Source organism: Arcicella gelida (assembly GCF_034931025.1).
GTDB classification, from domain to species: Bacteria; Bacteroidota; Bacteroidia; order Cytophagales; family Spirosomataceae; genus Arcicella; species Arcicella gelida.
Window position 1 is genome coordinate 16784 of record NZ_JAYGIL010000045.1, and the last position, 15785, is coordinate 32568.

At 35.2% G+C, this 15785-nt stretch carries 13 protein-coding genes; 8 read left to right on the top strand and 5 right to left on the bottom strand.

Annotated elements, in window-relative coordinates; genetic code table 11:
- Positions 1-9: 9 nt before the first annotated feature.
- The 4 genes from VB776_RS23040 (at position 10) to VB776_RS23055 (ending at position 3341) form a co-directional block, all read left to right on the top strand.
- Positions 10-693, top strand: coding sequence for a DUF6000 family protein (locus VB776_RS23040; protein WP_323699220.1), 684 nt, complete (start codon positions 10-12; stop codon positions 691-693).
- A gap of 189 nt (positions 694-882) precedes the next feature.
- Positions 883-1683 (top strand): hypothetical protein, encoded by an 801-nt coding sequence (locus VB776_RS23045; protein WP_323699221.1) that lies wholly within the window; start codon positions 883-885, stop codon positions 1681-1683.
- A 399-nt stretch (positions 1684-2082) separates the two neighbouring features.
- Positions 2083-2499 carry a DUF2251 domain-containing protein gene (locus VB776_RS23050; RefSeq protein WP_323699222.1) on the top strand — a complete coding sequence of 139 codons (417 nt, stop codon included), beginning with the start codon at positions 2083-2085 and terminating at the stop codon, positions 2497-2499.
- 53 nt (positions 2500-2552) lie between these two features.
- A complete protein-coding gene (locus VB776_RS23055) occupies positions 2553-3341 on the top strand; it encodes a PhzF family phenazine biosynthesis protein (RefSeq protein WP_323699223.1) in 789 nt (262 codons plus the stop codon).
- A gap of 237 nt (positions 3342-3578) precedes the next feature.
- Here VB776_RS23055 and VB776_RS23060 read toward each other — a convergent pair whose 3' ends face one another.
- Positions 3579-4313: a 3-keto-disaccharide hydrolase gene (locus VB776_RS23060; RefSeq protein ID WP_323699224.1), complete on the bottom strand. Its 735-nt coding sequence runs from the start codon at positions 4311-4313 to the stop codon at positions 3579-3581.
- A gap of 266 nt (positions 4314-4579) precedes the next feature.
- On the opposite strand from VB776_RS23060, the gene VB776_RS23065 reads away from it, so the two are divergent.
- A complete protein-coding gene (locus tag VB776_RS23065) occupies positions 4580-4855 on the top strand; it encodes a hypothetical protein (RefSeq protein ID WP_323699225.1) in 276 nt (91 codons plus the stop codon).
- 251 nt (positions 4856-5106) lie between these two features.
- Here the strand turns inward: VB776_RS23065 and VB776_RS23070 are convergent, their stop codons facing one another.
- Genes VB776_RS23070 through VB776_RS23085 form a run of 4 tightly spaced genes read right to left on the bottom strand, consistent with a single transcriptional unit; the run spans position 5107 to position 13291 of the window.
- Positions 5107-7395: a DUF5703 domain-containing protein gene (locus VB776_RS23070; protein WP_323699226.1), complete on the bottom strand. Its 2289-nt coding sequence runs from the start codon at positions 7393-7395 to the stop codon at positions 5107-5109.
- Positions 7396-7412: 17 nt separating this feature from the next.
- On the bottom strand, positions 7413-8522 hold the full coding sequence (locus tag VB776_RS23075) for an NHL repeat-containing protein (protein WP_323699227.1): 1110 nt from the start codon (positions 8520-8522) through the stop codon (positions 7413-7415).
- Between the two features lie 26 nt (positions 8523-8548).
- Positions 8549-10066 (bottom strand): DUF1501 domain-containing protein, encoded by a 1518-nt coding sequence (locus tag VB776_RS23080; protein WP_323699228.1) that lies wholly within the window; start codon positions 10064-10066, stop codon positions 8549-8551.
- A gap of 3 nt (positions 10067-10069) precedes the next feature.
- Positions 10070-13291, bottom strand: a complete 3222-nt coding sequence (locus VB776_RS23085) for a DUF1553 domain-containing protein (RefSeq protein WP_323699229.1) — start codon at positions 13289-13291, stop codon at positions 10070-10072.
- A gap of 141 nt (positions 13292-13432) precedes the next feature.
- Here VB776_RS23085 and VB776_RS23090 point away from each other — a divergent pair, with 141 nt between their 5' ends.
- The 3 genes from VB776_RS23090 (at position 13433) to VB776_RS23100 (ending at position 15246) form a co-directional block, all read left to right on the top strand.
- Complete coding sequence (locus VB776_RS23090) at positions 13433-14308, top strand: AraC family transcriptional regulator (RefSeq protein WP_323699230.1); 876 nt, start codon at positions 13433-13435, stop codon at positions 14306-14308.
- Positions 14309-14468: 160 nt separating this feature from the next.
- Positions 14469-14762 carry a hypothetical protein gene (locus VB776_RS23095; protein WP_323699231.1) on the top strand — a complete coding sequence of 98 codons (294 nt, stop codon included), beginning with the start codon at positions 14469-14471 and terminating at the stop codon, positions 14760-14762.
- A 4-nt stretch (positions 14763-14766) separates the two neighbouring features.
- Complete coding sequence (locus VB776_RS23100; protein ID WP_323699232.1) at positions 14767-15246, top strand: hypothetical protein; 480 nt, start codon at positions 14767-14769, stop codon at positions 15244-15246.
- Positions 15247-15785: the final 539 nt, after the last annotated feature.

The window sequence follows — 15785 nt, forward strand, 5'->3', positions numbered from 1 at the left end:
AAACAAATCATGTCTTTCAAAAAACTTTGGACGAAACTCTTTACTCGAAACGACGTTTTTGACGAAATCGCCTTGCATTCTGCGGGTGCTATCATTCGTCATAGAAATCCATTTGAGAATATTGAAGTACCAAGAAATGAGGATGATTTGACAGAAGAATTTATTGAAAAATGGGTTGTTCCTTTTTATTCGGTCAGTCTATCAAATGCAAACGACATAACTATCGAGACTTTTGCTGAAACGGCAGTAGCTATGAGTCCAGATATTGTTCTAAAACTATTAGGTGACTTTGACTGGCGGACACGAATTACAGGGGCATACTTTTCAGCCATCAATAACTACCATGAGTTTGAAGATATTATTGGCAAGCATTTGCTAAAAAGTGAAGTTTGTTACGCTGGTACAGGTTATTGTTTAGCACTGGCAACATTTGGGACTGATAATGCCAAGCAATATTTAGTTCGTTATCTTGACTATTATCTGGGTAGAAAAGATTTATGGTTTGACCAAGCAGACGCTTTTTGTGCTTTAGCATATCTTGACAAATCCCAAGCAGACAAGCTAATAAAAAAATGGAACAGCTTTGTAGCAAACAAACAAAATTGGAATTTAGAAAATCATATAAAACAACTCTCCAATAGTTTACAGGCTCTTGACCAAATAAGAGAAATTAAAACCTTATATCTTGAGTGAGTTATTACTAATTAAAGTAAGAAATTACCGAATAATAAATACTTAGTAGAAAGCTATTTTTAGAGTTTTATATTAAAATTTAATATGATACTTTAGGGAATTGAAAATCATATTTAGTTCAACAATACAAAAGTGCTAAAAAATACTAGCAAGTTAACAACTAGAAAATTAACATATACAATATTTAAAATGAGTAATGAATCAAAAAATAGTCGTAATATCCCACTGCCTATACAAAGAGAAGTTAGGCAACGGTGTGGATTTGGTTGTGTGATTTGTGGCTTACCTTTGTATGAGTATGAACATATGGAAGGTTGGTCTAACGTCAAAAGACACGTTGCTGATGAAATAACCTTATTATGTGACCAGCATCACAGAGAAAAAACGGGTGGACTTTTGCCAATTGAAGAGGTTAGAAACGCCAATAAAAATCCTTATAATTTCAGAAATAATACTTCGAAACCATATACTCTTCATTACAGTGGTAAAAAACCCAAGGCTAAAATAGGACAATTATTAATAGAGACTAATGATAATGGATATGGGACTCAGTTTATTCCATTATTGATAGACTTAATTCCAATAATTGGATTTATCTTGACAGAGGGACATTTTTTACTTAATCTTGTTATATTTGATGAATACAATCATGTTGTGTTAAATGTAGTTAATAATCAATTAGTTTACAGGGCAGATTTGTACGATATACAGTTAGTTGGCAGAAAGTTGACTATTCGTAAAGAACAAAGGAATATACTTCTAGAAATTATTTTTGATACTCCAGATATGATTATTATAAGTAAGGCAAATTTATATGTGAATGGACTTCATTTGAAAATTGACGAAGAAAAAATTGTTATAAATAACAATGAAATATTTTCTTTCCATAATTCTAGGATCTTAGCTCCCGTTGGGATTTCAATTGGAGAATATAGAGGCCAAGAAGCTGCTATAGGTATTGAAAAAATAGATAGATATAAAAATAAATAATGCCCATTGCTAACTATATGTTTATAATATTGTGGTTAGAGGATTGCATTCAACTATACCCCCCCCTTGCTATTCAAAGTCCTCTTTCGACTTTGAACGATAAATAAAATGCAGACTTTGTCTGCAAACATTCCGAAAATTAATAACGTCCATATCTGTAAAAAAACATTTCTAAGCAAAAATCAAAGTCCCGATAGGGACAATATATTGGTAGAAAAAGCAAAAGACCCTTTTCCAAGCATAGTTCCGTAGGAACGAAATATACCGTTCCTACGGAACTATGTTTATCTTTGATAAGAATAATTCTACCGATATTTTACTCCTACGGAGTATTTTATTGTCGTCTCACTATTCAAAGTTGAAGGAAGGCTTTGAACAATAAATCATTAAAACATTATTATGAATGACAAAGGCACGCTAATAATTTATACAGACGAAACTTTTAGCGTTGGTCAAGATACTTTTATTGACAGCGTTGCAGATAACGGGAATGTCGTTGTTTTTGAAGATAATGAAGAAACAGGTTATTTTTATGCAGTTGAAAGAACTGATGGTATTGGTATTTTAGACTCACTCCATATTTATGATGTTGCAAATGTTATAGACAATAACAAGCCATCTAATATTAGAATTTTATGGACAAAAGATGAAATGAAAGCTGTGTTATCAATTAACAATTATTATCATGCCATTTTTGACTTCAAAGATAGAGCTGGTTATTGTAGAAATGGATTTCCCCATACACAAGGTAATTGGGCATTAATCAATGATAGGCTTTTAACAGAAGAATTAATTGAAAAATTTGCCAAAGAATAAAAAGGCTCAATCTGTAAACATACAGACTAATTTTGCAAATATCCAGTACTCCAATGAAATTAAACTTATATCAAATAGACGCTTTTACCGATAAGGTTTTTGGTGGAAATCCTGCTTGTGTTGTGCCATTAGATACTTGGCTTCCTGATGAAATTTTATTGAAAATTACCCAAGAAAATGCAGTTGCCGAAACTGCTTTTTTTGTAAATAAAGGTGACAAAATTCATTTGCGTTGGTTTACGCCTGAAATTGAAATGGATTTGTGCGGACACGCTACTTTGGCAACGGCTCATTGCTTAAAAACGCTACTGAATTACCCAAACGATACGTTCGTTTTTGATACGCTAAGTGGCGACTTAACGGTAAAAGTTGATAGGGATTATTACCAAATGAACTTTCCTTCAAGAATGCCCGAGAAAGCCGACTTACCAGCCATCATCGAACAGTCTTTGAATATCAAACCTAAAGAAGTGTTAAAAGCAAGAGATTATCTTTTGGTTTATGGTACTGAAACTGAAGTAAAGAATATTCAAATCAACAGACAGCTTTTTGACCAAATCAACCTTGACCCCGGTGGCGTAATTGTTACGGCTGTTGGAGACGATTGTGATTTTGTTTCAAGGTTTTTTACGCCTCAAGCATCCATTCTTGAAGACCCCGTTACAGGTTCAGCACATTGTTCATTAGTTCCATTTTGGGCAAGCAGACTCAATAAAAAAGTATTCACAGCCCAACAAGTTTCTGAAAGAGTCGGGAAACTATTTTGCGAATTGATTGATGATAGAGTACTCATCAGTGGTCAAGCCAAAACGTATTCAATTGGTACTTTATGGACGGAATAGGGTTGATGAGGTTTTCTATTTTTTGAACTAATGAGACAACTCCAACATTATCAAATTTTAAGTAAAAGGACGTTATTAGTTAACTGTATATCTGTTATCTGTATTTAATTTAAAATCAGATAGTTAATACTATATTCAAACATAAATTTATTGTCAATTTAATTTGTCCTTTTACTTATATGTAAATAAAAGCGATTTCTCAATGGGCAGTTTGTACACCACCCATTGCGAAATCGCTTACAATTCTTTCAACTTAATATTTCTAAAAGCCACTCCTTTCGACCATTCTTGCAAGGCAATTCTACCAGCAGTATTTTTTCCAAACATCGGAAAATTCTTAAAATAGGTATTTTTGACCATGTTTTTCCAAGTTTCTGTGGTTAAATCTTGTTCGGCTGTTAATACGCCATTCAAATAAAATTCAATTTTCCCCTTGTTTTGTTTGATATTCGATTCGTTCCATTCGCCAAATGGTTTGAGTTTCGCCATATTCTTTTGGGGGGCAAAACTATACAAACAAGCAGACCATTTAGTAGAATCTTTTAGATAATCTGCACCAATATTTTCGTGTTCGAGTAGCTGATATTCTGGTCCAGAAGCCCAAGCCGTCGGAATTGTATCTTGCTCAATTACATTGATAAAAACGCCGCTATTCCCCGCTTTTGAGATTTTCCATTCAAATTTTAAATCAAAATTTTGATACACTTTGTCTGAGACCAAATCGCCATGCAGTAAGTTTATCGAATCTGGAATACACATTAATTCTTCGTTTTTCACCATCCAAGTCGATGGTGCTTTTGCTTGGTTGTATAAATGCCAACCGTTTGTGGTTTTTCCATCAAAAAGCAAAGTCCAACCCTCTTCTTTTTCTTGGTCACTTAATTCATTATTAACAACCTTTTTTTCAGAACATGAACCTAAAAGTGTAATGATTAAACCAAAGGAAAGCAAGGAAGTGATTGTCTTTTTCATAAAGCTGTATTTTGATTGTTTAAGAATATTTTTCATTCAAAAATACAAATAACGTTCTAGCATTATGACCCGTTTAGTTATGACAAGACGTTTGAAACTGAAATGATTGAAAAGTTAAAGCCACAGGCTGGAACCAGCAAGTGAATTTGCCTGAAAATATATAACTTCAAGGTTCAAAAGCGAATGTTTCAAAAAATAAGTATATTTCTACCCTAAGAAACAATTGTACAAATCATCAATTTCCAATCTTAAAACGAAAACAAAATATGTTTGAAAAAAAGGATTACTCTAAACTGACTCTTGAAGAGTTATTGATTGAAGAAAAAAAGATTAAAAAAAATGAAACCCTCTCGGCAGGCTTAATAGGATTTTTAATTGGCGTAATGGTTTTCGGACTTGTAAAAAATGGTTTTGGATTCCTCTATCTTGCGATTCCAATATTTTTGATAGCTGGAATTTATAAGAATTCACAGATTCAGAAACAAAATCTTAAAGAAATTCAGGCAGAAATCAGCAACAAAAATGGAGGAACAGATAAATAAACCCTTGTAAACATGAGTCATCCCGAATTATAAAATCATAAAAAAAGCGGTCGAAAAACTAATTTCGACCGCTTTTTTATGATTGATGGGCAATGAATTCCTACTGTTTGAGCGAAGCGAGTTTAGGAATTCTTGATTTTTTTGTTACTTTTTGTATCAAGACAAAAAGTAAGGACGAGAATAAATCCAAAAAATATTGAAATCTCTTAAAACTTGCATTTTCAAGAGAAAATTCGGGATGACTCATGTTACTACTCCATCAGCACCACATCACTTTCCCTAGAAACTGGCAAAACCGTTAGTTTTTCTATCTTTCCATTTTTCACGATACCTTCAATCGTTGTGTTGTAAGGTGCATGTAATTTGAATTGAGCGTTCCAATCTTTTGGCCAAGCAGGCAATAAATAGACTTTTTTACCATCTACTTGCATCAACATTTCTTGCAAGCCAATCATTGCCGAACCGCCCCAATTATGGTCGGGTGTCCAATCGAAAGCTGGCCCCCAAAAAGTAGGAAAACGATGATTAGCATCTTTGAATTTTTCTCTGGTAAGCTCTTGAGCTTCTTCTTTCAAGCCTAAACGTGCGGTAAAAATACTGTGTTGTCGCCAACCGATATGGGTTCGATATTTCTGCACGTGTGGGTCTAAACGATAAGTATTGATAGCCGTTTCAAGATTCGGTTTCCCAAGTCCATAAAGTCCCCAAGGATACACAGGATACAATTGTGGTGCTTCCGAATTCTGGATTCTTGCCCAAGTTTGCGCTGGTGCTAGCGTTTTATTTCCATCTATTTCCTGCAAAGGAATCGGCGGAATACGTTTTAACATCACCGTCCATTTTTCTTTACGAGTACTGTCAAGGTATTTTTCAGGAAGTTCGATTACTCTTGATAATATTACTTTTAATGCTGAAATCACTGTCGTAGAATTATAAGTCATCTTATAACTTTCTGCCGCAGAACTTGGGTAAAAAATGTATTGCCCTTGTTCATCAAAGGTTTTTGAACCACGTTTTTTGGCTAATTGCTGATAATGTTCATCATAAAAAGTGAGGCAACTTTCTATAAAAGGCATATATTCCGAAATATCTCTGCCTTCATATCGCTCAGTTTCTAGCATCATCAAACAGAATTCAAAAACGGTTTCCCATTGATATTCCAACCAAGCGTTATACTCCATTCCTGCGTCGTAGCCTTCTGGTCGCTTTAAACCATATTCAAAAATATTCGGCAAACCAAAATTTTCAATTTGTTCAGTAAAACAAGCTCCTGCATGATTCCAATAGACTTTACTTCTTAATTCTGCATTTTTCAGCGAACGTAAGTAAAAATCAAATTGAGGTTTTAGCATATCAAAATCTCCATTTTTAAACATCGGAAAATAAACCAAACGCTGGTTTTGTGCCGTCATCGTTCCGCCACCCCAAAGTCTGAAATCTACCGAAAAAGGATAAATTTTATCGACATGGACAGGATCAAAAGTAAATAATCCACCATTGAATTTAGTAGGCCATTTTCCGTAGGCATTGCAAGCCAACTGATAACGGAAAAGTTGATAATTACGTGAAATCTTACTGTCTTTCCCTTCTATGTAGATATAGCTTCTATTCCAGAAATTTTTCCACCAAGTAGCGGTTTGCTGAAAAGCTTCTTTTTTATGATTTTCTGCTTCGGTTACAATATTGTTTAATCCTTTTTGCCATTCTTCAAAAGTTTCGGTTTGCCCAACGTGCAAAGCAATATCAATTTGTTGTGAACGACTGGCTTTAATACTTTCGAGCGACCAAGCTTTAAAATCAGTATCTACATATTTTCCGAAAGAATTACCTGCAACTTTTAGGTTTTTTCCTGTGATGATTCCGCCAAAAGTATTGTTTTTGATGGGATTATAAAGCTGATCTTTCACAGAATTCATGCCTTCCATTTTTACGGTATAATCAAAAACGTTTTCTACATCACTTCGATTCCTGTGGTAAAAGAGAATGTTATTTCCCTGAAAATCAATATTATCTTTAAAAGTTTTTACTTCAAATTTCTGTTTTACTTTGTAAGAATTAGCTCTTAATTCTTTTGCATCCGTGATAAGATGGTCTTCTTTTCGCCAAGATTCGAAGGAAGTTTTTAGCGTAATGGCTTTATCACTTTGTAAATCAAGATGAACAACTGGACGAAAAACATCTACCCAAATTTTCAATTTCGTTTTCCCTGCCGAAATACTTACAAAACCTTCTTCTAAATGTAATTCTTGTTTAAAATCAGAAGTGTTAAAAGGATTGGAAGATAATTGAAGACGAACACGACCAAGCTTGAGAAAAGCATTATTTTCATCAAAAGTACCGCTTCGGGAAAGGTAGAAAAGTACATCGCCGTTTTCAACCCAAACGTTCAACCCAATATCACCACCGCCACAAGGCATTGATTCAGACGAGTTTTTACTCTGGCTATTCCAAACGACATTGTAATCACTTATTGATTTATTTTGTGCTTTTAGGCTCAAAAACAAACCTGTAAAAACGATTGAAAGAATATATTTTCTCATTTTAAAATGCTACGATTTTATACTCTTGTTAATTTCACAGGTGCTGTGTGATTGGCATTCCATTGGCAGATATAAAGATTCTTGTCTTCATCCACACAAACATCATGTCCGTGTTGAAAAATAGGATTTGTCGCTTGTAAAGTAGTTTGCAAAATTCCATTTTTATAAGTCGGCGCCGTTCCTCCCGGACTAGAAACTACTTTATTATTTTTATCCAAAATGGTTACAAAACCAGAATCGCCTCCTAATTTTTGTCCGTTCGCATCTTTCGACCAACATACTCCAGCATAAATATTTTCAGCATCAAGTACGGGGCGACAAACGTACATTCCTGGCAAATCTACTCTTTTGATAAACTTTCCATCTAAAGTGAAGAATTTAAAGCAATTTTCATCACGAGAAGTACAAATCAATACTGGATTGTTTTTATCTCGCAAATCAATCGCTACGCCGTGAGCATTGTACAAATTGTGCTCTTTGTTGGCATTATGCTGTCCGCCAAAATGGCGAATATATTGCCCTTTACTATTGTATTGAATGATGTAATCAGAGCCATAACCATCAGCCACATAAATATCTCCGTTGGGTGCAACGGCTGTTTCGGTTGGCATAAATGGCTCATTATCTTTATAAATACCAATGGTGCGTGGGTGACCGATTGTAAAAATTACTCTTCCATTCAAATCAGTTTTTAATACTTGTCCCGCTTGAGGATTCCATTTCCCAGTTTTATCTTGATACCAACCGCAATCTACAATCAATAAAAAATCTTCTCCACCTTCCTTTGTCAATGTCAAACCATGACCACCTGGAAAAGCTGTTCCCCAAAAATCAAGCAGTTTCCCCGATTTATCAAAAATTAAAATATTGTTTCTGACATTATCGCCCAACATAATCAACCGTCCTTTACTGTCTTGCACCATTTCATGGCAATTGAAAATTGGATTTGAATTCGCACTGATTTTTGCCCAATTTTTATCTACTTTATATTTAAAATCTCCGTGACCAATGATTAATTCTTCAGCTTTTTTACCTTGATGCAAGATAGAAAAGCCAAAGCTTGAACTCGATAAAGTAGTAGCCGTAGCGAGCGTTGTATTTTTAATAAAATTTCTTCTAGTTGTCATAGTTGTTAGGTTTTGATTTATTGAAATTAAGCTAAAATATCCTTCACCACTTTGCCATGCACATCGGTCAAACGGAATCTTCTTCCTTGGAATTTATAGGTCAGACGTTCGTGGTCAACGCCCATCAAGTGCATTAAAGTAGCTTGAAAATCATGCACATGAACGGGATCTTTTACAATATTATAGCTAAAATCATCCGTTTCACCGTAACTCAGCCCAGCTTTTACGCCAGCACCAGCCATCCACATGGTAAAGCATCTTGGGTGATGGTCACGACCATAATCATTCGCACTAAGTTTTCCTTGCGAATAAACCGTTCTGCCAAATTCACCGCCCCAAATCACCAAAGTATCTTCTAGCATTCCTCTTCTTTTCAAATCTTTGATAAGTGCTGCTGTGGCTTGGTCGGTGCTTTTACACTGTTGGGCAATTCCTTGTGGAAGTCCGCCGTGTTGGTCCCAACCTTGATGATATAATTGTACAAATTTTACATCTTTCTCCAATAACTTTCTTGCTAAAAGGCAATTCGCCGCATACGTTCCCGCATCACGACTATCGGCTCCATACAAATCAAATACTTCGTCTGGTTCATCGGCTGTACTCATTACTTCTGGCACAGAAGTTTGCATACGATATGCCATTTCGTACTGTGCAATTCTGGCTTCTACTTCTGGATCAGCATAAGTATCATTTTGTAGTTTATTGAGTTTCGATAAATAATCCAACATTTCTTTACGGTCTTTCCCGTCATAACCTTCGGGGTCATTTAAAAACAAAACAGGATCTTTGCCCGACCTAAACTGAACACCTTGATGCTTGGAAGGCAAAAAGCCATTTCCCCACAAACGTGCATAAAGAGGCTGGTCTTTTTGTCCATTTTTTGAAACTAAAACGATAAAAGTTGGTAAATTCTGATTATCAGAACCCAAACCATAACTCACCCAAGAACCGATTGACGGTCGCCCAGGAAGTTGATTTCCTGTCTGAAAAAAAGTAATGGCAGGGTCATGATTAATGGCTTCTGAATGAATAGATTTTATGATACACAATTCATCTACTACTTCGGCAGTATGCGGTAACAATTCACTAATCCAAGTTTGGTTTTGCCCGTGTTGATTGAATTTAAAAGCAGAAGGTACCATCGGCAAAGCACTTTGATTGGCACTCATACCTGTCAATCTTTGTCCTTTTCTAACAGAATCTGGTAAATTTTGTCCTGCTAAACTGATAAGTTTAGGCTTGTAATCAAAAGTTTCAAACTGCGAAGGTCCACCACTCATAAACAAATAAACCACCCTTTTGGCTTTTGGGGCAATGTGAGGCAAAGCTTTTAGAATTTCTTCTTCGAGATTAGGAGTACTTTCTTGAACAATCTTTTTAGGTGCATCGAAAAAGCCCGATACACCAGTCAGCAATGAGCCAACTGCCAAAGAACCTAAACCCAAAGAGGTTTTAGTCAGGAAATTTCTTCTGTCTAATTTATTATGCAAATGGTTGAATTCGGGCGTGTGAAGCCTAAATTCTTCGTCATGATGATGTGCCATTTTCTATCTTTTGGTTAAAGTAGCATCAGAATTTAAAATTGTATTCGCCACCACAGCATTGGCTGCAATCAAAGAAGTATCCATTTTTTTATCTACTTGATATTGCCCAGCTCTTAAAATGCCTTTTGCTTTTTGTGGATATTTTAGAAATTTTGCTAACGATATTTGTTGAAGTTGTACCAATAATGTTACTTCTTTATTTTGTGGTATTCTTCCCGTTAGCTTTCTATAAGTATCTATAATTGCTTTTTTTACATCTGGAATTCTTGCCATTTGCTCGCCCATTACTTTACTTGCTTCCACAAAAGTTGGATCGTTTAAGGTTACTAAAGCTTGCAATGGTGTATTTGTTTTTTGTCGCCTCACTACACAGAAACTTCTTGAAGTTGCATCAAAAGTTGCTAAAGTAGGATTCGGAACGGCTCTTTTTACAACAACGTATAAACTTCTACGATAGACCGATTTCCCAGAATCTGGCTTATAAGTAGTGTTATTAATTTCCCAAAGTCCTTCTGGTTGGTAAGGTTTTACACTTTTCCCACCAATCGTAGGATTCAGCAATCCGCTTGCCATGAGTGCATTATCACGAATCATTTCTGCCGTCATTCTGTTGACTGGTCCATGTGCCAATAAACGATTTTCAGGGTCTTTTTCTCTGGCTTCTTTCGTCGCACGAGAATCTTGTCTATAAGTAGCCGACATTACGATTAATTTATTGAGCTTTTTAACATCCCAACCCGATTCTCTGAAAGTAATCGCCAGCCAATCTAACAATTTTGGATGCGTTGGCATTTCTCCTTGATTTCCAAAATCTTCCGTTGTTTTTACTAAACCAACACCAAAGAAATTTTGCCAAAAACGATTGACTGCTACTCTAGCCGTCAGCGGATGGTCTTCATGAGTAAGCCACTGAGCTAAGCCAAAACGATTTTTAGGTAAATTTTCTGGATAACTTAAAATAGATTCTGGTGTATTCGGAAATACTTCTTCGCCAAAAGCATCATAATTTCCACGAAGTAAAATATGTGCTTTTTTAGGTTTTGGCATTTCTTGCATCACCATTAACTCTTCAATTTTTTCGGTTGAATCTGCCAAAGTAGTCCGCAATTGTGTTAATACTTTTCTTGAATTCTGTAAAGCTGGCGAAACAGCTGATAAGTAATATTGCTTCAAAGCTGCTACTTCTTGTACCGAAAGCTGATTGCTATTTTTATTGGCTAAACTCGACCAATTAGCTTTTCGAGCCAATATTTTTAATTCATAAGGACTCAGCACTCGATTATAGACAGAAATATCATCCACTTTTCCATTTTTGAAACCTAAACCACGCCACCAAGCACCAATTTGCAAACCCGGTTGTACGTCAAAACCAAACAAAATATCTTTGGTCAATTGGTCTGTCGTGGTTTCCATTGCCATTTCTTCACCGTTTTGATACAACCTAAAGCCATTTGCTTTAGACGAACCATCATAAGTAATCGTCAATTGAATCCATTGATTACGAATAACTGGCTGTTTTGAAATTTTTGTAATGGCGTTTGATGGAGCAGTGTGTGCCATGTTTATTTCTAAACGATTGTTTTTCAAGTACAAATGGTAGCCTCTGAAATTATACAATCGCTCTGCTTGACTTTTGTGTAGAATTACTCCTTCTTTCAAATCTTTAGGAATATTTACCCAAATACCAACTGAAAATGCTTGAGATTTTCTGAAAACACCTACTTGGTTTAAATCCAAAAAAACATCGCCATTCATCAGCATTGATTTTCTGCTCGCAGTGTTTTCAAAAACAGGTTTATCGCCCAATTGCCCCGATTCTCTTTTCATCACACCTACTTGTTTTGGGTTCGCTGAATTTTTCAAAGAACCATCGTCAAAAGTAAAAAATGCCTGTAAACCAGCCTTTGGAAGACTTTCTTTCGCAAGATTTTGATAGCTTTTATTGGCGAGCCATTGCTGAAAATTAGGATTTTCTTGAGTAACTGTTTGAGCAATTACTTTTTCTTGTTGGGCAATTTTGGTATTGATAAAATGAAGTATTTGTTCCTGTTGCTTGCTTGGCAACATCATTGTTGGTGTAGGCAAAGCATCATCCCAAGAGATTTGTCCAGCTTCTTTTACATTGTTAAAAAAGCTGAATAATTGATAATAATTTTTCTGTGAAATGGGGTCATACTTATGGTCATGGCATTTGGCACAGCCTACCGAAAGTCCTAAAAAAGCATCGCCAAAGGTATTGGTTCTATCAATTACATACTCGGTTTGAAATTCTTCTTCCACAATTCCACCTTCCATATTTTGCTGATGATTTCGGTTAAATGCCGTGGCAATCATCATTTCTTTGGTTGGTTTTGGCATCAAATCGCCAGCCAATTGCCAATGAACAAATTTGTCGTAAGGCAAATTTTTATTGAAAGCATTAATGACAAAATCACGGTAAGGCGACATATCTCGCAATCTATCTACCGTATAACCGTGTGAATCTGCAAAACGAGCTAAATCTAGCCAATCTACAGCCATTTTTTCACCATAATGCGGTGAATTCAGTAATCTGTTTACCTGTTTTTCGTAAGCATTTGGAGTATTATCTTTTAAAAAAGCGTCTATTTCTTGAACTGTTGGCGGTAATCCTGTTAAATCAAGCGATAAACGACGCAATAAAATTTCTTTGGGAGCTTCTTTTGAAGGGACTAATTTTTCTTGACTCAATTTCTCCTGAATAAAATTATCAATCGGATTATTGATCAATTCTTCATTTGCTACTTCAGGAACATCAGGCATTTCGGGCTTCACAAAAGCCCAATGTGGTTTATATTCAGCACCATTTTTAATCCATTGAATTAAAATTGCCTTTTCTTTGGCACTTAAACTTAAATGCGATTCAGGAGTAGGCATTACATAATTTGGGTCGTCGGAAATGATTCGATGAAAGAATTCACTATCAGCCAAATTGCCGGGATTGATGGCTACGTTATTTGGGTTTTCTGGTAAATCTCTATACGCAAATTCGGCTAAATCTAATCTTAACCCTGCTTTTTGTTTAGCCTTATCAGGCCCATGACAAGCAAAACACTTATCTGAAAGAATGGGTTTTACATGAATATTATAGTCCAATTCCTCAGGAATTTCTTTCATGGCGATTTCAACCTCTTCGGGTAATTTCGGCGAACAGGAAAGCAAAGTAAAACTTGCCAAGAAAATTAATATCAATAATAGTCGGTTCATTATCATAAAATTGAGCAAACAATCTTACAAATCTATAATACAATATATTATTAATATTATACAAAACTGACAAATGTTTTCACAAATCCGACTTTTATGAATATTTTTACAAAAAGAATTTAAGTTGATAAAATAAACAAAATGCTCAGGAAATCATTAAAAAATACATTTTCACTCTTAAATGCTGATTACGTAAAGTTGAACAAAACTTGGAATTTCAAACATGTAATTAGTCCATTTTATAGAATGTATTTGATAGATGAAGGCGAAGGTTTACTTTTTAATGCACAAGAAAGTCAAACTTTAGCACCCAATTTTTTGTATTTAGTCCCAAGTTTTACCATTTGCAATTATCAGTGTAATCATGCGTTGAGCCAATATTACATACAATTTTTTGAAGAATCTATTGATGGAAATGCCCTATTTTCGAATCATCGAAAGCTCTTCAAAGTACCTGCTGAAGCCCAAGATTTTACACATTTCAAAAGACTTTTGAACCTGAATAAAGGAAGAGGCTTGACACAATCTAACGACCCAAAAGTCTATGAGAAGTATCCAATTCTTCAAGAATTTAAACAGCAAAATGATACTTTAGATGCTTCTGCATTGATGGAAACACAAGGAATTATTATGCAATTACTCTCCCGATTTTTGGCGAAAGAGTATTTTGATACTGAAGAGAAAACAGTTATTCCATCCAAAATTTTAGAAACTATTAATTACATTCAGACTCATCTTGAAGAAAATTTAACGGTTGAACATTTAGCTGACCGTGCAAATTTGAGCCCAGATTATTTTTCAAGAATTTTCCATGAAAATACTGGAGAAAGACCGCTGAGTTACATACAATTCAAGCGTATTGAAAGAGCGCAATTATTGATGATTACATCTGATTTACCACTTCTGGAAATCGCCAGCAAAACAGGTTTTGAAAGTTTATCTTATTTTTCAAGAAGTTTCAAACAGGTAACTCAACAAACACCGAGTGAATATAAAAAGAATAATCGTGTGGTATAAATCGCTCTTCATCTCGTTCAAGACTGTGTCTTGGACATTTTTTATTCAGTTTCCAACTGAATAAAAGTTTAGCACAAGTAACGCTTTGCTTAACACTTGTGCTAGCAGGGGTGGTAAGGTATTAGATAAGGTTTTAAATAAAGCCGAAGGTATTGTTTATTTGAGAACTAACCCAAAAACTGGAGCAGAATATGTAGGACGAGCAAAAAGTGCTGCTCATTTTGAGGCTCGACAAGCCGCCCATGACACTAAATTAGGAGTGACACATAAATACAAAGTTATAGACAATGCAAAACCTGGGACTAAGTTAGATGTAGCAGAAGAATCAGCAATAAGAGCAAGAGGGGGAGCAAATAATAAATCAAATCCTAATGGTACGCTTGAAAATAAACGTTATCAAATGAATGAAGAACGTTACAGAGCAGCAGGTGGTAAAGTAGATAAACCAAATTAAAAAAATGGCAAAAAAGAAAAAGAAAGAGTGGAATTTTGGCGATGTGTTTTTAGTCCCATTGAAAAATGGGAAGTACGGAACAGGTCAAATATTAGATTTGCAAATGCCTAATGTTGTGCGAGTTGCACTATTTGATGAAGTTGTAAATAGTTTAGAAGAATTTAATATTGGGCAATCTTGTTCAATGTCAAATCTTATCTCACTGGTGGCTTCTAGTCGTGAACAGTTGGATTATGATGTTTGGCAGTTGATGGGAAATAAACGCATTGAAGTGCCCAAAAAAGACTTTCGCAATGAAGAGTTTAAACGCAAAAATTGGATAGGTGCAGAACATTATGATGCAGCATTATTAGAAGATTTTTTAAATTCATTCTATGCTCTATTGCCGTGGGATGACTGGTTTAACCCTAATTTTCTAGACGGATTTTTAGTAGATATTTCTAAAAAACCAACAAATTTAATATATAAAAAAGCTATCAAATGAGCAGGATTGTTAAGTTCTGATATTTAAAACATAGTTCCCCTCGCTTGGCGTAGTATTGTTTCCCCCTCGCTCGGCGTAGCGACCCACAAAAAACGATTTTTTTCGCCTTTGTTGGTGTTTTTTCACCAACAAATCGTGCGTAAGCAACACACCAATTATCCTTATGCTTGGCAAAAAGGGATATCATTTTATAAAGTGGTGGAGAGAAAGAGTTGCTTTATCATTGGAGTGTGTATAATTCCATAGTGTGAGTAGCATGGAGTCTGAGAAGAGAATACTCGGAAATGCAAAGGAGTTGTCATTTGAAATTGGGGATTAGGGAGGGAATTTTTATTAAAGACAATAAATCCCCAGCTCCTCGAAGTTTCCAACTTCGTGGTAAAAAAAAAGCAGTCTGAGACTGCAAAATGCACAGCTGTGTGTCTTGTCCTAAAATAAGTTGACAGTTTCGGTTAAGTTATCGAAATTAGTTATAAACTTTAAAGTAATGGGACAAAGAAGATTAAAAAGCGAAAAAATTGTCAATGAGTCATTTAAAC

What these genes read in the sequence shown, in the direction of transcription:
- VB776_RS23085 (WP_323699229.1), bottom strand. Translation starts at nt 13,291, where the DNA reads ATGAACCGACTATTATTGATATTAATTTTCTTGGCAAGTTTTACTTTG.
- VB776_RS23075 (WP_323699227.1), bottom strand. Translation starts at nt 8,522, where the DNA reads ATGACAACTAGAAGAAATTTTATTAAAAATACAACGCTCGCTACGGCT.
- VB776_RS23100 (WP_323699232.1), top strand. Translation starts at nt 14,767, where the DNA reads ATGGCAAAAAAGAAAAAGAAAGAGTGGAATTTTGGCGATGTGTTTTTA.
- VB776_RS23050 (WP_323699222.1), top strand. Translation starts at nt 2,083, where the DNA reads ATGAATGACAAAGGCACGCTAATAATTTATACAGACGAAACTTTTAGC.
- VB776_RS23045 (WP_323699221.1), top strand. Translation starts at nt 883, where the DNA reads ATGAGTAATGAATCAAAAAATAGTCGTAATATCCCACTGCCTATACAA.
- VB776_RS23080 (WP_323699228.1), bottom strand. Translation starts at nt 10,066, where the DNA reads ATGGCACATCATCATGACGAAGAATTTAGGCTTCACACGCCCGAATTC.
- VB776_RS23090 (WP_323699230.1), top strand. Translation starts at nt 13,433, where the DNA reads ATGCTCAGGAAATCATTAAAAAATACATTTTCACTCTTAAATGCTGAT.
- VB776_RS23065 (WP_323699225.1), top strand. Translation starts at nt 4,580, where the DNA reads ATGTTTGAAAAAAAGGATTACTCTAAACTGACTCTTGAAGAGTTATTG.
- VB776_RS23070 (WP_323699226.1), bottom strand. Translation starts at nt 7,395, where the DNA reads ATGAGAAAATATATTCTTTCAATCGTTTTTACAGGTTTGTTTTTGAGC.
- VB776_RS23055 (WP_323699223.1), top strand. Translation starts at nt 2,553, where the DNA reads ATGAAATTAAACTTATATCAAATAGACGCTTTTACCGATAAGGTTTTT.
- VB776_RS23060 (WP_323699224.1), bottom strand. Translation starts at nt 4,313, where the DNA reads ATGAAAAAGACAATCACTTCCTTGCTTTCCTTTGGTTTAATCATTACA.
- VB776_RS23040 (WP_323699220.1), top strand. Translation starts at nt 10, where the DNA reads ATGTCTTTCAAAAAACTTTGGACGAAACTCTTTACTCGAAACGACGTT.